This is a genomic window from Uliginosibacterium sp. 31-12, assembly GCF_030548425.1.
Lineage (GTDB): Bacteria > Pseudomonadota > Gammaproteobacteria > Burkholderiales > Rhodocyclaceae > Uliginosibacterium > Uliginosibacterium aquaticum.
Window position 1 is genome coordinate 148595 of sequence record NZ_JAUOOA010000008.1, and the last position, 20731, is coordinate 169325.

Here is a 20731-nt window from a genome sequence, read left to right on the forward strand (position 1 = left end):
GAGCCGGCCTCCCCATGGTCAGTGCGCAGCAAACACCTGCTGGCGCTGGCCGAAGACCCGCGCAATGTCTTCGTCATGGGTGACCAGCATCAGCGCTGCGCCGCTTTCATCCATGGCGTCGCCCAGCAACTCAAGCGCCTGACGCTGGGTGAGCGGATCGAGGCGGGAAGTGGGTTCGTCCGCAAACAGCAGGGCGGGCCGGGCGCATAGCACGCGCGCCAGGGCGATCCGTTGCAGTTCGCCGCCAGAGACTTGACTGGGGCGGCGCGTCAGCAGACTGGCGTCGATCTTCAGGCTATCCAGTCGGGCTTGCAGCGCAGACCAGGCCTCGCCGTGCAGCCGGCAGGCATCGCGCAGGCTACTGCCCAGGCTTTGTCGCCCTGGAAAGGAGGCCACGGGGTCCTGATAAAGCTTCTGCAAGGCGGTGGTCGCGAGGCCGGGCGCCCGGATCACGCTGCCGGCATCGGGCCGCAACAAACCCAGCAGCACATTGCCAAGCGTGCTCTTGCCGGTGCCGCTGGGGCCTTGCACGACGAAGCGCTCGCCTGCGTGCAGATCGAGGTCCAGCGCATGAAAGAGTGTTTTACCGTTGAAGGCCTTGCTGAGTCCGCGTCCCTGCACGATGAGCGGCCCGCTGGCGGGCGCCTGGCGTGCTGGCCAGTGCGCGGGGTCAGCCGCAATCAGCTCACGGGTGTAGGCCTCGCTCGGCGCGCGCAGGATGTCAGCGGTCTCGCCGGCCTCGATCAGTTCGCCGGCACGCAGAACCAGCATGCGCCCGCCCAGGGCCTCGGCCACGCGCAGATCGTGGGTGATCAGCAGCACCGCGCCGCCAGCTTCGCTCACCGCGCGCAAGCTTTCGGTGACATGGGTGCGCCAGTGTGCGTCGAGTCCCTTGGTGGGCTCGTCAGCAATCAGCAGGGAGGCGCCACCGGCCAGCGCCATGCTGGTCACGGCGCGTTGGGCCATGCCGCCGGAGAGTTGCCAGGAGTATTGGGCAGAGGCCGCGCCGAGGCCGGCCTCCTGCAATCGGGCAGTGGCGTGCTCGGCCGCTGCGTGAGCGGGCAGCCCCCGCACCAGGCGGAAGACTTCTTCAAGCTGCGATCCGACGCGACGCACCGGATTCAACGCCAGGCTGGGTTCCTGGGGCAGAAGACCGATATCGCGGCCCCACAGCGCGCGACGCGCTTGGGTGTCGCGGGCGGCACTGCGCTGCCCCTGGATGCAGACTTCGCCGCCGGCGACCAGGCCCGCCGGCAGATTGCCCATCAGCGCGTCGGCCAACAGGGACTTGCCCGCGCCGCTTTCGCCCAGGATGGTCAGCACTTCGCCGGCCCGCAGCGTGAAGGAAAGCTCGCGCAACAGGCGTTGGCTGCCGGCGTGCACCGAGATGCCGGAGGCTTCGAGGATGAGGACCGTATTCATGTCAGTTCCTTGTCACCTGCCAGCAGCATCATGCCCAGCACCAACAGGATCAGCAGCGTAACCGGCGCTGCGATCAGCCAGGGGGCTTCACTGTAGAAAGGGAAAAATTCGATCATCATGACGCCCAGTTCCGGCGTCGGCGGTTGCAGGCCGACCCCGATGAAGCCCAGCGCGGCCAGAGCCAGCACGGCTTGCGCAGTACTCAGCGGTAACAAGGTGGCCAGCAGCGGCGTGAGCGCAGGCAGCACATGCCGACGCAGGATGTAGCGCTTGCCAAAGCCCAGGAGGCGCGAGGCTTGAACCGCATCGCCATGCAGGACCGGCCGGCTGGCGGCGCGCGTGACCCTGAAATATTCCATCCACAGTGACAGGGCCAAGCCGACGTACAGCGCCCAGTACTGGCCCGGCGCAATGGCTGCGAAGAGCAGCACCAGCAGCAGGCCGGGCACGGCCATGCAGGCGTCGGCCAACATCACCAGCCCGCGTTCGGTGCGACCGCCACACCAACTGGCAGTCACTCCAGCCAGCACACCGGGCAGCGCTGCACTCAGTGCCGCGAGCAGCGCCAGCCCGAGTGAAAGTTGGGCGGCGTGGGCGAGGCGCACCAGTACGCTGCGACCGAATACATCGGTTCCCAGCCAGTGGCTGGCGCTTGGGGGCAGCAGGGAGTCCCCGAGGGATTGCGTCGCCGGATCGATTCCGATCAGTGCCGGGCCCAGCAGGGCGAAGCAGGCGATCAGGATCAGCAATCCCAGGCCGCAATGCCGCGCGAGGCGGGCGGAGAAGGTCTCAGGCATCGGAGGCTCCGGGCTTGCGCTGGCGCGGATCGATGGCAAGCATCAGGGCGTCCAGCAACAGATTGAAGAGGATGAAGAGCAGGCCCATGCTCAGTGCCGCCCCCTGAATGACGGGAACATCACGGGCGAACACGGCATGCACCAGTGCGTGGCCCACACCGGGCCAGGCGAAAAGACTTTCGACAACCACTGTGCCTTCCACCAGCAGCACCAGATGAACGCCCAGATAGGCCAGCACCGGCAGGGCCGCCAGCGGCAGGGCGTGGTGCAGCAGCGCCTGAAAATCCGACAAGCCCTTGCTGCGGGCGAACTCGCAGGCTGGCGAGGCCAGCGCTTCACGCACCGCGCTGCGACTGATGCGTGCCAGCCCGGCGGCCAGACCGAGGGCCAGGGTCAGGGCAGGCAGCCAGAGGGTGCCGCCCTGATCGTCGTGGGCGGCGGGCAACATCCCCCAATGCACCGCGAGCAGCAGCATCAGCAGGATGCCCAGCAGGAAGGCCGGCGTGGCACGCAGGACAACCGCGAACAGCAACGCGATCCGGTCTGCGACACCGCCCGGCCGAAGTGCGGCCGCGATGCCCAGCGGCAGGCCGATCAGCAAGGCCAGCAGCAGGGTGGTGACCGCCAGATCGAGACTGGCGGCGAGATGGTGGGCCATCTCGTGCCACACGGCTTCACCGCTGACCAGCGAGTGACCCAGGTCCAGGCGCAGGAGCTGGCCCAGCCATTCCAGCCAGGCCTGCCACAGCGGGCGTTGCAGTTGCAGCTCTTGCGCGACGGCGCTGGCGGCGGCGCTGCCGACGAAATCGTAGCCGTAGCGGCTGGCGGCGATGCGCATCGCCATGTCGCCGGGCAGTGCCCGCACCATCAGGAAGCAGACGCTGCCGATGATCAGCAGGAGCGCCAGGATCTGGATCGCGCGCCGCAGCAGCAGGCCGCGCCAGGCGGAGGTTTGGGTCGGGCTCATGCTTTCCACCTCATGCCAGTGAGGCGGAAGCTGCGTTCCAGTGGATCCAGGCTCACACCTTCGAGGCGTTTGCTGATCGCGACGTTCTGGCGATACCAACACACCGGGATCAGGGGCAGCTCTTCATGCAGGGTCTGCAGCAGGCGTTTGCGCTGGGCGGCGAGTTGCGCCTTGTCGAGCCCACCGCGCACCAGGCGCTGCAGGGCGTCGACAGCGACCGGGCTGGACCAGTGTGTGGCGCCCCAGTCGCCGCCGTGGGGGCCGAAGTCCTGCGCCAGGGTGCCGGTCGGGTCTGGTACGGTGGCGTAGTTGCGCGCGGCAAGGCCCATCTGCAGGCTGCCGTCGCGATGGGCCAGCGGAATGTCGCCGGAATTGCCGATGCTCACGCTCACTGCGAAACCCGCCTGGCGCCATTGATCCTGCAGCGCGGCGGCAAGCACCGGCAGCTCCGGGCGATCCGGGAAGGTCTGCAGCTTGAGGCGCAGCAACTGGCCCTGGGCGTCGTGCCAGCCTTCGGCGCCGAGCGTCCAGCCGGCCTGCTGCATCAGTTGTCTGAGCGCCACCGGGTCGCGTTTGAGCGTCGGCAGGGACGGATCGTGCCAGGCGCCCAGCGAAGGGGGCATCAGCTGGCTGGCGGCTAGCTCCGGGTCGCGCAGCAGGGCACGCGCGATGCCGGGCCGATCGATGGCGAGACTCAGGGCCTGGCGCACGCGCAGATCCTTGAGTCCGGGGAGACCGGCATTCAGTTTGACAACCAGGGTGCGCGGCAGGGTTACCGAGGCGATGCTGAGCGATGTGCGCTGGCGCAAGCGGGTGATGCTGACGGGGTCCAGGTTGTACGCCAGATCGGCCTGGCCCGATTCGGCCATCAGGCTGCGGGTTTCGGCGCGCCCGGCGGCCATGTAACGCACCTGTGCAATGGCAGGGCGAGGGCCATCGTAGTGCTCGGAGAGGCGAGTCTCGACCTGATGCGGGGCTTCCAGCTTGCTGATCCGGTAGGGGCCGCTGCCGATGATCTCGCGCACAGTCCCCTTCGCTTCGAAACTGGCGGGCGCGAGGATCATCGTGCTGCTGTGCGCCAGCAGGCTGAGCAGCGGCATGTAGGGGCTCGCCAGGCGGATCCGGAGCTGTTTTTCGCCTGCCGCTTCGATACTGCGGATAGGCGCCATGCTCAGCACTCCCGGCGGAGTGCGTGCCAGGTTCAGGCTGCGCGCCACGGCCTGTGCCGTGACCGGGCTACCGTCATGGAAGCGTGCGCCGGGGCGCAGTTCGAAGTGCCATTCGAGGCCATCCGGCGAGACCTTCCAGCTCGCCGCGAGCGCCGCCTCCGGCGTGCCGTCGTCCCGCGCGTCAAGGAGGGTTTCCGTCACCTGAAGGCGGGTGAAGATATAGCCGCTGGCGGCAGGAGCAAGACCACTGATTTCCCATGAGGAAACGATCAGCAAGGGCTTCACGGCAGGCTGTGCGCGCAAGGGCGGACAGGCCAGCACCAGGGCGCCGAGGCCAGCGCCCTGGAGAAGACGGCGGCGAAGGCCGTCGGGTTCAGGCTGGGTCATGGTCATTCTCAGAAGCTGTACTGCGCGCCAAGGGTGAAGCTGCGGCCGCTGCCGGGCGACACCCACAGCGTGCTGTAGGAGCTGGTGTAGTAAGTGGTGTCGAAGAGGTTGTCGATATCCAGCGTGAGGCGCAGCGACTTTGTCGGGCGCCAATATGCATTCAGGCGCACTGTGGTGTAGGCCGGCAGATTGAAGGCGGGGCTACCGGCGTCTGCTTCGGCCTGGGTGCGGGCCTGGCCAAGACGCTCGCCGACGTAGGTCGCTCCTCCTCCGGCGCCATAGCGCTGACCATTGCTGAACGCGTTCTCGTACATCGCCATGGCACTGGCGACCACCGCAGGCACATTGAGCAGACTCTCGCCGATGGCCAGGGTGTTGTCGCGCAGTACTTCGACCTGGGTGTAGGACACGGCGCTGTTGACGCGCCAGCGGGGGGTGATCTGGCCGGAAAACTCCAGCTCGGCGCCACGGCTGCGGACTTCACCCGCGGCGACCGAGTAGCTGCTGTTCTGCGTATCCGTCGTCAGCACGTTCTGTTTGCGGATCTGGAACAGCGCGGCGTTGGCGGCCAGCTTCTTGTCCGCACTTTCCCACTTGCTGCCCAGTTCGAAAGAGCGCCCCTTCTCCGGCTCGAAAGCTTCACTGTTGCGATCAGAACCCGCATTGGGGCGGAAGGACTGGCCGCTGTTGGCGAACAGTGTCCATTGCTTCGAGGGCAGCCAGCTCAGCCCCAGACGTGGCGAGGTGGCGGAGGGGGATTGCTCCGTGGTGGTGGTGGTGCGACGGTTCTGCAGCGACTGGCTGTAGTTGTCCACGCGCAGGCCGGCCATCAGGCGCCAGGCTTGCGCCAGACTGATCGCGTCTTGCAGGTAGAAGGCGTTGTTGCGCTGGGTTTCGTAGGTGTCGGTGTTGGCACCCGGCGTGGGTTGAGCCTGCCCGTAGACCGGATCGTAAATGTTGATCGCATAGGGCGAGGCTGCGCTGGGATTGGCGCGCAACATCACCGTATCCATGGTGTAACGATAGGTTTCGTAGCCGAACAGGATTTCGTGCGGCGTGCTGGCGAGCTCAAGATTGCCTTGCAGCTCGGCCTGGAAGCCCAGATCCTGCGAGTCGTAATCGCGGTAGCGGCGCTGGCGGCGCAGACTGCCATCGCTTTGCAGGGCGGACGCCTCTGTCGAGTAACCCTCAAGGCTGGTCTCGCGCTCCGAGAGCACAAAGCGACTCAGCCAGGCATCGTTCCAGATGTGGGTCAGGATGGCCTGTGAGTTGGCGTTGCGCAGGGTGATCTTGCCATCCGAGGGCTCGCCAAGGAAGCGCTCGCGCGGGATCTGGCCGAGCTGCCCATTTACAGCGACCACACCGCGATCAAGCGGCGCTGCATGGCGCAGGTACTCGCCGACGAATTCAAGCTGGGTGTCGGCACCCATTTTCCAGGTGAAGGCGGGGGCTACAACCTGCCGGTCCGAATCCGTGTAGTCGCGGAAACCGTCACGGCTTTCGGCGGCCAGGTTCAGGCGATAGGCCAGGCTTTCGCTTAAGGGGCCGGTGCTGTCCAGCGCGGTACGCCAGTAGCCATGGCTGCCCGCGTAAGCCTCGATCGAGTTGGCGGCTTGCCACAAGGGGCGCTTGGATACGATGTTCAGCGTGCCACCCGGTTCGCTGCTGCCATACAACGCGGCGGCCGGGCCCTTGAGGAACTCGATACGCTCCACGCTGGCCAGATCTCGCGGCGCGTTGAAGCCACGGCTGGCCGTCATGCCGTTGAGCAGGGTAGCGATACCGGTGTTCTCGTTACCGGGTAGTCCGCGCACGGCGACGTTGTCCCACAGGCCGCCAAAACTGTTCTGGCGCGAAATTCCGCCCACAAAGTCAAAAACATCGTCCAGGCGCGTGGCACCCAGATCGTCGATGGCCTGCTTGGTGAAAACGCGGATCGATTGCGGCACTTCACGCACCGGCAAACTGGTCTTGGCGGCAGTGGCTTCTTCCGAAAGATAGCTACCGCTACTGCTGCGCCCCACCACGGTGATGGCCTCCAGCTCGGCAGGAGCTGGCGGGGTCTGGGCCTTTGCGGCCAGCGGCGAAAGAGTGGTCAGGACGGCGAGGCTCAGGTGCTTGATATTTAGCTTGGGGGTATTCATGGACAACTCCAGAAGGCAGACGTGTGCGTATCCCGGCCGGGCGCGGGGCGTTGGCCAGAGGGTGTGATACGGGGAGCCTGGGCTCAGGCAGCGTCTGGAGGGTCGCGGGGGAAGTGCAGCCAGCTGCGGGTGAGGGCTGGCGGAGCAGGCAGCTCATGCTTTGGCGCAAGGCTGAGGCTGAGTGGATGGTGTGCCTCTGGTGGCGCAAGCCTCGGCGCGATCAGGTGGGCAAATATCTGGCACTGGCTGCAGAGGCGGTGAGTCAGGCCTTCGTCGCTATCTGCTGGGGTGGTCTGCTCGAAGCTGGTCTGCGGAGGCTGCTCGAAGTGCTGTGCCCAATGCAGGCTCCAGATGAGCGAGGCGTTCAGCCAGAGGATCAGGAGCAATGCGCGCAGGATCAGCAATTGTCCGCGTGAGCGCAGACCGGCCCCCAGCGCATGGTTTTGGCGGGAGACGGGCCTGAGCTGCTTGAACGGAAAGAGGGTGGGGCGTCTCATGCGTGGCGCGACAGCTTCAGGCGCCGTGTCAATGGGAGGGTGCGGATTCCAACACAAGCCATTCTTATATGCAACTACGTTGCGTATGAAGATGTGCCTGCCGCAGACACCAAAGCCCATGCCAGGGCTTTGGTGCGCGCAGCGAGGAGGATGCAGGGCAGGCCACTGTTTCCGGAGTGGTCCGGGAGGCCGCTGGATTGTCAGCGAAGAGTTTCAGAACCACCGCAGAGCGCTTTGGGGTATCGCGGGGAGCGGGCTCCGTCATGCCCCAAACTTGCGCCTGTTTCACCGCTTTGGTGCTAGGCAATCGTTTGCGCAAACGATTGCCCACTGTTTCAGACCTTTAGGCGGTGGAGCGTACGAGCCATTGATCGAGTGCTTGCATGGCTTTCAGGCGCTGGGATTCTTCCAGGAACGAGGCCCTGATGGCGTGCCGGGTCAGGCGTACGGCTTCGGTGACGGAGAGCCCCAGGTGCTGCTCCAGACTGGAAAACTCTTCACTGAGCGTGACGCCTGACATCAGCCGGTTATCGGTGGAGCAGGATACCGACAAGCCTGCCGCCAGCATGCGGCGGATCGGGTGCTCGGAGAGCGATGCCACCGTGCCGGTATGCACGTTGCTGCTGGGGCAGACTTCGAAGTGCAGGTTCAGGGCGCGTGCCTCGGCGAGCCAGGCCGCGCCGGTGGCGTCATCCGGGGGCGCCATGATGTTTACGCCATGCCCGATGCGGCGGGCGCCGATCTGCGCGGCTTCCAGCACGCGGCTGCCAAGGTCCGCTTCGCCGGCGTGGCAGGTCAGGCCCAGCCCGGCCTCGCGGGCCACATGGTAGGCGGCTTGGTGGCTGCCCGGCGGGTAATTGAGCTCGGCACCGGCCAGGTCAAAGCCGACGACGCCTTGATCGCTGTAGCGCGCAGCCAGGCGGGCGGTGCGCAGTGAGGCTTCCGGCGTATCGGTGCGCATGGCGCAGAGGATCAGGCCGCTGGCCAGGCGGCTTTCCTTCAGGCCGCTCAGCAAGGCTTCGACGACCGCTTCCGGTGTGATACCAAAGGGCTCCAGCAGCAAGGGCGCCATGCGGAATTCGGCCAGCACGCAGCCATCTAGAAGCGCGTCCTCAGCCGCCTCGAAGGCAACGCGCCGGCAGGCGGCTGCGCTGGCCATGGCTTCAACGGTGAGGGCAAAGCCTTGCAGATAGCGCACCAGGCTGCCCGAGTTGGCGTTGCTCTGCATCCATTGCGCCAGTTCTGCGGCGCTGCCGGCAGGCACGGCAATCCCGCGCTCGGCGCACAGGTCCAGCAGGGTCTGGGCCCGCAGGCCGCCGTCCAGATGCTCATGCAGCAAAGCCTTGGGCATGGACGGCCAATTCACGGTGCCGGGGGTGGGGTGAGTCATTGTTGTTGTCCTTCCTGGATTGATCTGATCTTGGAGCAAGAATTGCTCGTCCTGCAACAGCAGGTTTCAGGCCAGCACGAGCGTCACATTTCTATAACCAAAGTTGGCATGGAGCCTGCTTATACTTTCTCAATGCAAACGTTTGCAGAGCGCGAATCAAATCCCTTTGATCACAGGAAGCCAACAGATGAGTAACGCACTGAAATTTGTTCATCGCATCGGGCTGATGAGTTTAGTGCTGGGTTGTAGTGTCGCAGCGGCCGAGCCAGGCATCGTCTATGAACTGGGCGGCAAGTTCGACAAATCTTTCAACGAGGCGGCCTATCGCGGCGTCGAGCGCTGGAGCAAGGAGACCGGGCAGCGCGTGGCTGAATTCGAGGTCTTTGCCGAGACCCAGCGCGAGCAGGCATTGCGCCGGATGGCTGAGCGCGGCACCAATCCGGTGATTGCGATCGGTTTTTCACAGCAGTCCGCCGTTGCCAAGGTTGCCAAGGATTTTCCCGGGAAGCGCTTCGTGATCATTGACGAAGTGGTGCCCTTGCCGAACGTCCAGTCGATCCTGTTCAAGGAAAACGAAGGCAGCTACCTCGTTGGCGCACTGGCGGCGCTCTCCAGCAAGAGCGGCAAGATCGGTTTCGTTGGCGGGATGGATGTGCCGCTGATCCGCAAGTTTCAGTGCGGTTACGAGCAGGGAGCGAAGTTCGTCAATCCGGGGGTGGAGGTGATGGCCAGCATGACCGGCACCACCGGGGCGGCCTGGAACGATCCGGCACGAGGCGGTGAGCTGGCCCGGGCGCAGTTCGCGCGTGGTGTCGATGTTGTGTTTGCCGCGGCCGGCGGCACCGGGACCGGTGTTTATCAGGCGGCCAAGGATGCCCGCAAGCTGGCCATCGGCGTCGACAGCAATCAGAACTACATGCAGCCGGGCACTATGCTGACCTCGATGATCAAGCGGGTCGATGAAGCGGTGTATCAGGCGCTGGTGACTACACGTACGGGGCTCTCCGTGATGGGCCTCAAGGAGGGCGGTGTGGATTACGCGCTCGACAAATACAACGCGGCACTGATCTCTTCAGAGATGACCAAGAAGGTCGAGACGATCAAGGCCGACATCATCTCCGGTCGTGTGAAGGTTCCCGACTATGTCAATGGCGTTTGCAAGTAAGCCGACAGGATACAAGGCATGAGTACGATCAAGGATGTCGCCGCGCGGGCCGGCGTGTCGTTCACCACGGTTTCCCATGTGCTCAACGGCACGCGGCGGGTGAGCGATGCAGCACGTGCCAGGGTGGAACAGGCAGTGGCCGAAATGGGCTATGCGCCCAGCGCCGTGGCGAGGGCACTGAAAACCAGTGAAACCTTCGTGTTCGGTGTGCTGGTGCCCAACATCACCAACCCCTTCTTTGCCGAGCTGACGCGCGGAATCGAAGAGCGCTGCCGGCAGACGGACTACTCGGTGTTCCTGTGCAATACGGACGATGAGTCCGAGCTGCAGACGCATTATCTGCAAACTCTGCTCGAGCGGCGCGTGGATGGGCTGCTGCTGGCCGCGGCGGCTGGTGAGCCGGAGCCGCTGGTCCGGCGTCTGGGTTTTGCGCGCGTGCCGACGGTGGTGGTGGAGCGGCGTATTCCGGGTCTGGAAGCGGATCTGGTGCGGGTCGATCATGACGCGGGGGCGCGCCTGGCCGCGTCCCACCTCGCGGCGCTGGGGCACCGGCGGATTGCCTGCCTGTCCGGCCCGTCGCGTTTCCAGGTCAGTCGCGAGCGCACGGCAGGCTGGGTTGCCGGCTTGCAGGAGGCGGGTATCGAAATCCGTGCCGACTGGATGCTGGAAGGGGATTTTTCCGCGGCGGCTGGCCATGCGCTGGCGCATGAGTTGCTCCGCCAGCGCGAGGTGACGGCCATCCTGGCCGGTAACGACATGATGGCCATCGGGGTGCTGCGTGCCGCGGCCGAACTGGGCGTGTCCGTACCCGGCGAGTTGTCCGTGATCGGTTTCGACGGCATCGATATGGGCAGCTATATGTTCCCGGCATTGACTTCGGTCGGTCATCCGATCCGTGAGCTGGGCGAGATGGCGGCATCGGTGCTGCTCGAGCGTCTGGGCAAGCGTGTGTTGCCGGTCCGTGAGGTAGTGATGGCGCCGCACCTGATCGAGCGTGCTTCCACCGGACCGGCGCCGAAAGGATGAACATGACTGAACAGGTGGAAGTGAAGCCTCTGGCCGTGCGGATGCACAACATCCACAAGCGTTTCGGCACGGTGCAGGCCAACGATGCGGTGAGCCTGAGCGTGCGGGCTGCGACGGTTCATGCGTTGGTGGGCGAGAACGGCGCGGGCAAGAGCACCCTGATGTCGGTGCTGTATGGTTTCTATCAGGCCGATGAAGGCGAGATCGAGATCGAGGGCCGTCCGGTCCGGATTCCCGATGCGCATGCCGCCATCGCGCTGGGGCTGGGCATGGTGCATCAGCACTTCATGCTGGTCGACCGGCTTAGCGCGCTCGACAACATCCTGCTCGGCGCGGAGCAGGGCTTCTTCCTGCGCCGGGCCCAGGCCATGGCGCGCGAGCGCCTGCTGGCGCTGATGCAGAGCAGCGGCCTGGTGGTCGATCTGGATGCGCGGGTGGGGGATCTGAGCGTTGGAGACCGGCAGCGTCTTGAAATCCTCAAGGCCCTGTACCGGGGCGCCCGCATCCTGATTCTGGACGAGCCAACCGCGGTGCTGACCCCTGCCGAGACCGAGCAGCTGTTTGCCGTGCTGGCCAAGCTGCGCGAGCAGGGCTGCACCGTAATCCTCATCACGCACAAGCTCAAGGAGGTGATGCGCCTGTGTGATCAGGTGACGGTGATGCGTGCCGGGCGTGTGGTGCATGAATGCGCCATTGCCGAGACGACGGTGGAGCAACTGGCGGAGGCCATGGTTGGGCGCAAGGTTTCGCTGGGGCGAAGCGAGCCCGTGGAAGAGGTAACAGGAGAGATCCGCCTCGTCGCAGAGGGTTTGCGCTTCACTGATGCCATGGGCTGTGTGCGGCTGAAAGAGGTGAGCCTGAGTCTGCGTGCCGGCGAAATCGTAGGCGTGGCCGGCGTCGCCGGCAATGGTCAGAGCGAATTGCTCGCCGTGCTCTCGGGCCTGGTAAGCCCCCAGGCGGGGCGTTTGAAATTGGGCGCGCAAACGTTTGGGGTTGTGCCCGGCGAGCGCTGGCTGGATCCGCGCATAGCACGTCAGCTGGGCCTGGCCCATGTGCCGGAAGATCGTCACGCACGGGCCATGGTGATGGACTTCCCGGCGTGGGAGTCTGCGGTGCTGGGCTATGAAGCGCTGCCTGCCTATAGCCACAAGGGCTGGATGCGGCGTGCCGCGATGGTGGCGGCAACGGCTGCGATGATGAGCCGCTTTGATGTGCGCCCGCCGCTACCGCAACTGGGCAGCTCGAAATTCTCCGGAGGCAATCAGCAGAAGCTGGTGCTGGCGCGAGAGATCGGCCAGAACCCGGTGCTGCTGCTGGTGGGGCAGCCGACACGCGGCGTCGATATCGGCGCCATCGAGTTCATTCACGCCCGCCTGCGTGAGCTGCGCGATGCCGGCTGCTCGGTGCTGGTGGTGTCGAGCGAGCTGGATGAAATCCTGGCGCTGGCGGATCGCGTGCTGGTCATGAATGCCGGACGCATTACGGGTGAGTTGCCGATCGAGGCGTGCGACGAGAAAACCCTGGGCATGCTGATGAGCGAAACCGACGTCGCCCTGGTGGCCGAGGAGGTTGAGGCATGATCAGCTTCTTCAAATCGGGGGCGACTCCACCGATGCCTCGCTGGGCAGAGCTGGTGCTGATGCCGCTGGTCAATCTCGCCATCGCGTTTGCGCTGGCAGGAGGCGTCGTGGCGCTGGTCGGGCAGGCGCCGGGGCTGGTGCTGGAAACCTTGCTGCAGGGCGCTTTTGGCAGTCTGCGCGGAGTGTCCTACACGCTGTATTACACGACCAGCTTCATCTTCACCGGACTGGCCGTGGCGCTGGCTTCGCATGGCGGGCTATTCAACATCGGCGCGGAGGGGCAGGCGAGCATCGGCGGTCTGGGCATTGGCCTGCTGGCGCTATGGCTCTCGAACAGCCTGCCCTGGTATCTGATGTGGCCCCTGCTGCTGATTGCCGGCATGGGCTTTGGGGCCCTGTGGGCCGCCGTGCCGGGCTATCTGCAGGCCTGGCGGGGCAGCCATGTGGTGATCACCACCATCATGTTCAACTTCATGGCCAGCGCCTTGCTGAGCTATCTGCTGGTGCATCAGCTCAAGGTCAATGACGGCATGGCCGTGGAGAGCGCCCCCTTCGGTGCATCGGCCCATCTTTCCGGGATTCATCAGGTGCTGGCGAGCCTGGGAGTGGAATGGCCGTCTTCCCCGCTGAATCTCAGCTTTGTGCTGGCGCTGGGGGCGGCCGTGGCGGTGTATCTCCTCTTGTGGCGCAGCCGTGCGGGTTTTCGCCTGCGTGCGTTTGGCTCCAGCGCCAGCGCCGCCGAATATGCCGGTATCAATCCGCGTCATCAGACTCTGTTGGCGATGGCCTGCTCGGGAGCGCTGGCCGGGATGGTCGGGATGAACGAGATCGCTGGCGTGAATGACAAGTTGCTGCTGGATTTCGTGGGTGGCGCAGGCTTCACCGGCATCGCGGTGGCGGTGATCGGGCGCAATCATCCGTTCGGGATCGTGATGGCCAGCCTGTTGTTTGGTGCGCTGTTTCAGGGGGGCGCGGAAGTGGCTTTTGAAGTCCAGGGCTTCACCCGTGACATGGTGGTGATGCTGCAGGGCCTGATCGTGTTGGTCTCCGGCGCAATGTCGCATGTGGTGGCCGGGCCGGTGGCGCGCCTTGTGCATGCGTGTTCCCGCCGTGAGGCATCTTTTACCGAAAAGGAGACGCAGCATGGATGAGCTCATGCTGGGCACCCTGCTGGCCTCAACCCTGAGGGTGGCGACCCCGCTGATCTTGTGCGCGCTGGCGGGCGTGCTGGCGGAGCGTTCCGGGGTGATCGACATCGGCCTGGAAGGCAAGATGCTGTGTGCGGCCTTCGCTGCCGGTGCCGCCGGTGCCGTCTGGGGGAGCAGTTTTGTGGCCCTGGCGGCCGCCATTGGCGTGGCGTTCGCCCTGTCCATGCTGCATGGCTATGCCTGCGTGATCCATCGCGGGGATCAGGTGGTATCGGGTATGGCGATCAACATCCTCGCGGCGGGGCTGACCGTGGTGCTGGGCATTGCGTGCTTCCACCAGGGCGGACAGACCCCCGCGTTGCCCGATGAAGTGCGCCTGCGTGCCTTGTGGCCGGAAGCGCCGGAGGTGCTGGGGGATCTGATCGGCAATGGTCTGGCCGGCTACAACGTGCTGGTCTATCTGGCGCTGGCACTGGTGCCCGGGGTCTGGCTGCTGCTGCAGCACACCCGCTTCGGGCTGCGCTTGCGTGCTGTTGGCGAGAACCCTCACATGGTGGATGCCGCCGGCGTATCGGTGCATGGCCTGCGCTTCTCGGCACTGGCGCTCAACGGGTTGCTGTGCGGCCTGGCAGGCAGCTATCTGGTGCTGGCCCAGAACGCCGCGTTCGCCCCGCATATGACTGCAGGGCGGGGCTATATGGCGCTGGCGGCGATGATCTTTGGCAAGTGGCGCCCCTTGCCCGCCCTCGCTGCCTGCCTGCTGTTCGGTTTTCTCGATGCACTGGCCATCCGCCTGCAGGGCGCGGTGCTGCCTGTCATCGGTGAGGTGCCGGTGCAGTTCATCCAGGCACTGCCTTATCTGATGACCGTGATCCTGCTCGCCGGGTTCATGGGCAGTTCCCAGGCCCCGGGGGCTTTGGGTCGTCCCTATCTCAAGGAGCGCTGAGCATGTCAGCCATTGTTTTACCTGAATCGATTCGCACGGCCCTGTGGAAGACCGCGCTGGATGCACAGCTGCGGGCTTACGCGCCGTATTCGCACTTTCTCGTTGGCGCGGCGGTGCTGGATGAGCATGGCTGCATCCATGCCGGCTGCAATGTCGAGAACGCGGCTTACCCCGAGGGTGTATGCGCCGAAGCCGGGGCGCTCAGCACGATGGTGCTCGCAGGCAGCCGGGCGGTGAGAGCCGTGCTCGTCGTGGGTGAAGGCCCGGGGCTGGTGACGCCCTGTGGCGGCTGCCGCCAGAAGCTGCGTGAATTTGCCTTGCCCAACACCCCCATTCTCATTGCAGACAGGCAGATGGTGCGCGCCAGCTTCACGCTCGCCCAGCTGCTCCCAGAGAGCTTTGGTCCGGAACATCTTAAAAATGACAAATGACATGAACGCAGCAGAGAAACTGAAAGCGCTTTACCCCCAGCACAAGCCCCGCATTGCGGTCGTGCTGGGGTCGGGCTGGGGAGGGCTCACCGGACATGTCGTCGATCCGGTGCGGGTGCCTTACGCCGAGCTGCCCGGCTTTCCCGAGGCTACCGTGCAGGGCCATGGCGGCGAGCTGTGGCTGGGGCGGATCGGCCAGACCGAGGTGGCTGTCATGAGTGGGCGCAAACATGCCTACGAGGATGGCGTGGTCGACGGCATGCGCCTGCCGCTGGAAACGCTCAGGGACATTGGCTGCGAAGCGATCGTGCTGACCAACGCTGCGGGCAGCCTGAGGCCGGCCATGGAGCCTTGCAGCCTGATGTTGATCAATGACTACATCAATGCCACCCAGCGCTCGCCGCTGGTGGGGGAGATGGGCAGCGAGCGTTTCGTGGACATGAAGGATGCCTACGATCCCGCGCTGCGCCGGGTGGCGCATGAGGTGGCACGCGAGAGCGGCACCCGTCTGCACGAAGGCGTTTATCTGTGGAGCTTCGGCCCCCAGTTCGAAACACCAGCGGAAATCCGCATGTTCGAGCTCATGGGGGCGGATGCCGTGGGCATGAGCACGGTGCCGGAAACCATTCTTGCGCGGCGCATGGGGCTGCCGGTGCTGGCCTTCTCGCTGATTACCAATATGGCGGCGGGGCTCTCTGGCGAGAGTCTCAGCCACTCTCACACACTGTCCCAGGCCCGAGCTGCCGGCGACACCGCCAGCGGCCTGCTGGCACGCATCATTGCCAATCTCTGAACTGCGGAGTCTTACCGATGAATACCGAACAACTGCAGCAAGCCGCGCGGATCGCCTTGGCCAGTCTGGATCTGACCACACTCAACAATCACGATACCGAAGCGGACGTCGAACGGCTGTGCCGACGCGCTCAGGGCGCTTTTGGTCAGGTCGCGGCCGTGTGTGTATGGCCGCGCCTTGCGGGTTATGCGCGCAATCGTTTGCCTGACAGCATCCGGGTGGCCGCCGTTGCCAATTTTCCGGATGGCTACGCGGATGTTGAACGCGCTGTGCGGGATACCCGCGAGATTGTGGCTGCCGGTGCGCAGGAAGTGGATCTGGTGCTGCCCTGGCAGCATGTGCTGCGCGGCGATGATGCCGCTGCACTCAAGGTGATGCAGGCCACACGCGAGGCCTGCCCGGACCTGACCCTGAAGGTGATTCTGGAAACCGGCATGCTGCTGCAGCACGAAGCCATCGCCCGTGCCTCGCGCCTGGCGCTGAAGGCTGGTGCCGATTTCCTCAAGACCAGTACCGGCAAAACCACCATCAGCGCCACGCCCGAAGCTGCGCGCCTGATGCTCGAGGCGATCCGGCAGGATCCCGCGGCCGAAGGGCGTGTCGGCTTCAAGCCTTCCGGCGGAATCCGCACGGTGAGTGATGCGGCAACCTACATCGAACTGACCCGCAGCCTGCTGGGCGAGGCGGCACTTTCTGCAGAGCGTTTCCGGATCGGCGCCAGCAGCGTGCTGGACGATATCGAGCGGGTGCTCTCCGGCGAGGCCTCGCACAGCAGCGCCGCCCCTGGCGTCTACTGAAGGGGGCAGGCATGCTTGCACAGGAAGTCATACGGCATAAACGTGACGGTCTGGAACTGTCCTCCGCAGAGATCGATCACTTCGTCGATGGTCTCACCCATGGCGGTTGGAGCGATGCCCAGGCAGCCTCGATGGCCATGGCCATTTTTCTCAATGGCATGAGCCAGACTGAAAAGGTGAGCCTGACCCGGGCGATGATGAACTCCGGGGATGTCTTGAAGTGGGGCCAGACCCATCTGCCGGGGCCGGTGCTCGACAAGCATTCTACCGGCGGCGTGGGCGACAAGGTGAGCCTGCCGCTGGCGCCGATCCTCGCTGCATGTGGTGCCTTCGTGCCGATGATTTCGGGGCGTGGCCTGGGCCATACCGGAGGAACGCTCGACAAGTTCGACAGCATTCCCGGCTATCAGACCGCACCATCGCTGGAGCGCCTGCGCGCCTGTCTGACGGAAGCAGGCTGCGCCATCATCGGCCAGACCGGTGAGCTCGCGCCGGCAGATCGGCGCCTCTACGGCATTCGCGACGTGACCGCAACCGTCGAATCCATTCCCCTGATCACGGCCAGCATCCTGTCGAAGAAACTGGCGGCAGGCTTGCAGGGCCTGGTGATGGATGTGAAGACGGGCAACGGCGCTTTCGCTGCCAGTCTCGAGATGGCTCGCGCCCTGGCGCAATCGCTGGTGGAGGTGGCGGTGGGTGCGGGCTTGCCAACGCGGGCCTGGATCACCGACATGAATCAGGTGCTGGGCGACTCCTGCGGCAATGCGCTGGAAATGCATGAAGCGCTGGCCTTGCTCAAGGGGGAACCGGTGGATGCGCGTCTGCTGGAGCTGACCCGCGTGTTGTGTGCCGAGTTGCTGTGCATCGGCGGCATTACGGCGGATTTTGGTGCCGGGCTGGAACGTGTCGACGCTGCCCTGCGTAGTGGTGCGGCGCTGGAGCGCTTCTCCAGCATGGTGTTTGCGCTGGGCGGGCCGGCAGACTTTGCTGAGCGTCCGAATCAGTATCTGGCTGCCGCCCCGGTGCGTGGTGACTTCGTTGCGCCATATGCTGGATGGGTCTCTGGTGTGGCAACGCGGGATATTGGCTTGCTGCTGATCGAACTGGGCGGCGGGCGTCGCCAGACGAGTGACCGCATCGATTATCGCGTGGGCCTCACCGGGGTGGCTGGCATCGGCCGGAAGGTGGCCGCCGGTGAGGTGCTGGCGCATATTCACGCGGCAGACGCGGCAGGGCTGGCGCTGGCACAGGCACAACTGGCAAAGAGTTTCACGCTCAGCGAGGCGCCGGTGCAAACACGCCCGGTGCTGGTCGAAGCCTGCCGGGGAGGCGTTTAGCATGGCGCGCGCCATTGTTGTGGTGCTGGACTCGCTTGGCATCGGTGCGACGCCGGATGCCGGGGCCTACGGGGATGCCGGAGCCAACACGCTGGGGAACATCGCTGCCCGCTGTGCGGTGCAAGGCCAGCCTCTGAAACTGCCCAATCTTGCCCGCCTCGGTCTGCCGCAGGCCGCGCAGCTGGCAAGCGGGGCCTGGCCGCAAGCCATGCCGGTTGATTTCTCGCCCGTGGGAGCCTGGGCCGCTGCACGCGAACGCAGCCGCGGCAAGGATACGCCCAGCGGGCACTGGGAACTCATGGGCTGCCCGGTCGAATTTGACTGGGGCTACTTCCCGCGCGCCGAGTCACCGGCAGAAAACGTTTTTCCTGCTGCACAACTGCAGCGCTGGCTGACCATCTGCGATCTGCCGGGCAGCCTTGGCAACACCCACGCCAGTGGCACCGAAATTATCGAGAGCTTTGGCGACGAGCATGTCCGTACCGGCTGGCCGATCTGCTACACCAGCAGCGACAGCGTGTTCCAGATCGCCGCGCACGAAGAGCATTTCGGTCTTGCACGGCTGTATGACATTTGCGAGAAGGCGAAAGTCATTTTCGACGAACTGAACATTGCCCGGGTTATCGCACGTCCCTTCGTGGATGCCGCGCCCGGGCAGGCGCAGCGCTTTCGCCGTACCGGCAACCGGCACGATTACACCACGCCGCCGGTTTCCCGCACCTTGCTGGATGCGCTCGTCGAAGCGGGCAGGGAAGTTCACGGCGTGGGCAAGATTCGCGACATTTTTGCAGCGCGTGGCGTCACCCACCATCACGCCGCCGACGGCAATGCCGCACTCTGCGAAGCAACGCTGGCCGCGATGTCGGCCTGTGCGTCGGGTGGGATGGTGTTCGCCAATCTGGTCGATTTCGACATGTTGTATGGCCATCGCCGTGACATTCAGGGTTACGCCGATGCACTGCGAGAGTTCGATGCTTTCCTGCCGCGCCTTCTGGCTGCGATGCAGGACGGTGATGTGCTGGTGCTCACGGCCGACCATGGTTGCGATCCCTCCTGGCCTGGCAGTGATCACACGCGCGAACACGTACCGCTGCTGTTTGCCGGTGCCGGCGTACCTGCCGGGCGTTCCCTTGGTGTGCGCGAGAGCTTTGCCGATCTTGCCCAGACCCTGGCTGCACACCTCGGGCTGGCGCCTGTGGCGTGCGGTGAGAAAGCGTGGTGAGCGGAATGCACCAAGAGGGAATTTCCTGCACCAAGCTGGATGCCGAAAGCGGGAAATTTTTCCGCCTCGGGGCGCATTTCATCTCCTTGTCACGCGGTGCGCAGAAAATCGCCGCTGTTATATCTAAAGACATACTCGATTGTTTATTTACGTCATTACAAGGCAAACGTTTGCATGCTGGTTTTAACCGTATGGAGACGGTGTTTTACTGTCCGTTTGGCGGAAATTTCCTGAAAACGGCCGTTTTGAATTTTTTAAGTAATTTGAAGCAAAAAGTGGCATTCAAATTGCTAAAAGGTATCTGCAAGCACAGTTTTCCCGTGTGTTGCCTGTAAAGAGCGCAAACGTTTGCTTAATCAGCCGAAGAGAGTCGTCAGCCATGTTGCATTTTGAAGAGCCGCCCCCCCGCAAAGCCCGCATCGAGATCATCCCGATGATCGACGTGATGATGTTTCTGTTGATCTTCTTCGTGTTGATCAGCCTGAACGTGATTCCTGCCTTCGGCCTCAAGACGACGTTGCCCGATAGCAAGACCGCTTCACGGGCGACGGTCGATGAGGCGCCGATCGTGGTGTCCTTGCAGGCGGATGGCTCCGTGGCGCTGGACGGGCAGCTGCTGGCGTCCGAGCAGTTGGGCGGAGCGGCGAAGGCCGCACATCAAAAAGATCCTAAAAAGCGCTTCATCGTCAGTGCGGATCAGACCGTGCAGTGGAAAGGCGTGGTGGCTGCGATGGATGCCTTGCGCGAGCAGGGGATTGAGTCGATCACCTTTGCGACCAAGCGGGTGCAGTGATGATTCTGGAATCCATCTACGGTCATCGCGATCCGGCTGCTGTTGGCGGCATGCTGATCGTCATGGCCGCCCTGTTCGGAGCCTGGCAGTTCATGCCGCCGCCTCCGCAACTGATCTCTGCGCGGGATGAAACTGTCATCACGATGGAGGATCTGCCGCTGCCTCCTCCTCCTGAAGCGCCGCCGCCACCACCGAAAGTGGAGCCGCCTCCGGAGACCCCGCAGCCAGTCGTGAAGGCTGTTCAACCAACTCCGGCTCCCACTCCGACGCCAACGCCGATGCCAACACCAGCCCCGGCCGCTCCGTCGCCGACTCCGGTGCCGACGCCGCAGCCGCCCACCCCGGCTCCGCCACCGCCACCCCCGCCGCCACAGCCTGCGCGTGTCGCATCGGCCTCTGCCGATCAGGCCTACGAGGCGAACCTGCGGGCCTATCTGGAAAGCATCAAGCGCTATCCGAACAGTCGTGAGGCAAGGCAGTTGCGCCCCACTGGCGTGGTCAAGATCTGGATCGAGATCGACCGCGAAGGCCGGCTGGTCGATGCCGGCGTCGAGACTTCGTCCGGAACCATGTTGCTGGACAAGGAGGCCCTGCGCACCGTGCGCAATGGTCGATACCAGGCTTTCCCCGGTGAAGCTTTTACCGGTCAGGGCATGCGCCGCTTTGCGGTGCCCATCGAATACGTGCTGGAAGGAACTTCGTGATGCGTCCCTCCTGCGC

General features: G+C 64.6%; 20 protein-coding genes. 13 read left to right on the plus strand and 7 right to left on the minus strand.

All coding sequences use genetic code 11. The annotated features are described in order from the left end of the window. Positions 1-18: 18 nt before the first annotated feature. The 7 genes from Q3Y64_RS15400 to add all read right to left on the minus strand — a co-directional run bounded on the left by Q3Y64_RS15400 (position 19) and on the right by add (position 8773). On the minus strand, positions 19-1422 hold the full coding sequence (locus Q3Y64_RS15400) for an ABC transporter ATP-binding protein (protein ID WP_303563171.1): 1404 nt from the start codon (positions 1420-1422) through the stop codon (positions 19-21). Beyond that, positions 1419-2219, minus strand: coding sequence for an ABC transporter permease (locus Q3Y64_RS15405; protein ID WP_303563173.1), 801 nt, complete (start codon positions 2217-2219; stop codon positions 1419-1421). Before Q3Y64_RS15405 ends, Q3Y64_RS15400 begins: the two co-directional genes overlap by 4 nt. Further along, on the minus strand, positions 2212-3186 hold the full coding sequence (locus tag Q3Y64_RS15410; RefSeq protein WP_101943354.1) for an ABC transporter permease: 975 nt from the start codon (positions 3184-3186) through the stop codon (positions 2212-2214). The genes Q3Y64_RS15405 and Q3Y64_RS15410 overlap by 8 nt, the downstream gene beginning before the upstream one ends. Continuing rightward, a complete protein-coding gene (locus Q3Y64_RS15415) occupies positions 3183-4742 on the minus strand; it encodes an ABC transporter substrate-binding protein (RefSeq protein ID WP_303563174.1) in 1560 nt (519 codons plus the stop codon). The genes Q3Y64_RS15410 and Q3Y64_RS15415 overlap by 4 nt, the downstream gene beginning before the upstream one ends. 8 nt (positions 4743-4750) lie before the next feature. Beyond that, entirely contained in the window at positions 4751-6886 is a 2136-nt protein-coding gene (locus Q3Y64_RS15420; RefSeq protein WP_101943355.1) for a TonB-dependent siderophore receptor, read from the minus strand. Between the two features lie 83 nt (positions 6887-6969). Continuing rightward, on the minus strand, positions 6970-7383 hold the full coding sequence (locus tag Q3Y64_RS15425) for a hypothetical protein (protein WP_303563177.1): 414 nt from the start codon (positions 7381-7383) through the stop codon (positions 6970-6972). Positions 7384-7726: 343 nt separating this feature from the next. Next, the gene (gene add / locus Q3Y64_RS15430; protein WP_303563179.1) at positions 7727-8773 is read right to left on the minus strand and encodes an adenosine deaminase; all 1047 of its coding nucleotides are present in this window, start codon (positions 8771-8773) and stop codon (positions 7727-7729) included. A 187-nt stretch (positions 8774-8960) separates the two neighbouring features. Here add and Q3Y64_RS15435 point away from each other — a divergent pair, with 187 nt between their 5' ends. From Q3Y64_RS15435 to Q3Y64_RS15495, 13 genes are read left to right on the plus strand one after another with little or no spacing between them, the layout of a single operon-like run. Further along, on the plus strand, positions 8961-9938 hold the full coding sequence (locus Q3Y64_RS15435; protein ID WP_101943358.1) for a BMP family protein: 978 nt from the start codon (positions 8961-8963) through the stop codon (positions 9936-9938). Positions 9939-9956: 18 nt separating this feature from the next. Next, entirely contained in the window at positions 9957-10964 is a 1008-nt protein-coding gene (locus tag Q3Y64_RS15440) for a LacI family DNA-binding transcriptional regulator (protein ID WP_101943359.1), read from the plus strand. Further along, on the plus strand, positions 10961-12544 hold the full coding sequence (locus Q3Y64_RS15445) for an ABC transporter ATP-binding protein (RefSeq protein WP_303563182.1): 1584 nt from the start codon (positions 10961-10963) through the stop codon (positions 12542-12544). The genes Q3Y64_RS15440 and Q3Y64_RS15445 overlap by 4 nt, the downstream gene beginning before the upstream one ends. Next, entirely contained in the window at positions 12541-13695 is a 1155-nt protein-coding gene (locus Q3Y64_RS15450; protein WP_170022623.1) for an ABC transporter permease, read from the plus strand. The genes Q3Y64_RS15445 and Q3Y64_RS15450 overlap by 4 nt, the downstream gene beginning before the upstream one ends. Continuing rightward, positions 13688-14638, plus strand: coding sequence for an ABC transporter permease (locus Q3Y64_RS15455; RefSeq protein ID WP_101943362.1), 951 nt, complete (start codon positions 13688-13690; stop codon positions 14636-14638). The genes Q3Y64_RS15450 and Q3Y64_RS15455 overlap by 8 nt, the downstream gene beginning before the upstream one ends. 2 nt (positions 14639-14640) lie before the next feature. Beyond that, positions 14641-15069 (plus strand): cytidine deaminase, encoded by a 429-nt coding sequence (gene cdd, locus Q3Y64_RS15460; RefSeq protein WP_101943363.1) that lies wholly within the window; start codon positions 14641-14643, stop codon positions 15067-15069. Position 15070: 1 nt separating this feature from the next. Beyond that, positions 15071-15862, plus strand: coding sequence for a purine-nucleoside phosphorylase (locus tag Q3Y64_RS15465; protein WP_303563189.1), 792 nt, complete (start codon positions 15071-15073; stop codon positions 15860-15862). A gap of 17 nt (positions 15863-15879) precedes the next feature. After that, complete coding sequence (gene deoC, locus Q3Y64_RS15470; protein WP_303563191.1) at positions 15880-16659, plus strand: deoxyribose-phosphate aldolase; 780 nt, start codon at positions 15880-15882, stop codon at positions 16657-16659. Between the two features lie 11 nt (positions 16660-16670). After that, positions 16671-17996, plus strand: a complete 1326-nt coding sequence (deoA, locus tag Q3Y64_RS15475; protein WP_303563193.1) for a thymidine phosphorylase — start codon at positions 16671-16673, stop codon at positions 17994-17996. Between the two features lies 1 nt (position 17997). Then, entirely contained in the window at positions 17998-19218 is a 1221-nt protein-coding gene (locus Q3Y64_RS15480) for a phosphopentomutase (protein WP_303563195.1), read from the plus strand. Continuing rightward, positions 19215-19553, plus strand: a complete 339-nt coding sequence (locus tag Q3Y64_RS15485) for a hypothetical protein (RefSeq protein WP_303563197.1) — start codon at positions 19215-19217, stop codon at positions 19551-19553. Before Q3Y64_RS15480 ends, Q3Y64_RS15485 begins: the two co-directional genes overlap by 4 nt. Positions 19554-19597: 44 nt before the next feature. After that, complete coding sequence (locus Q3Y64_RS15490) at positions 19598-20011, plus strand: biopolymer transporter ExbD (RefSeq protein ID WP_101943368.1); 414 nt, start codon at positions 19598-19600, stop codon at positions 20009-20011. Continuing rightward, positions 20011-20715, plus strand: coding sequence for an energy transducer TonB (locus tag Q3Y64_RS15495; RefSeq protein ID WP_303563200.1), 705 nt, complete (start codon positions 20011-20013; stop codon positions 20713-20715). The genes Q3Y64_RS15490 and Q3Y64_RS15495 overlap by 1 nt, the downstream gene beginning before the upstream one ends. Positions 20716-20731: the final 16 nt, after the last annotated feature.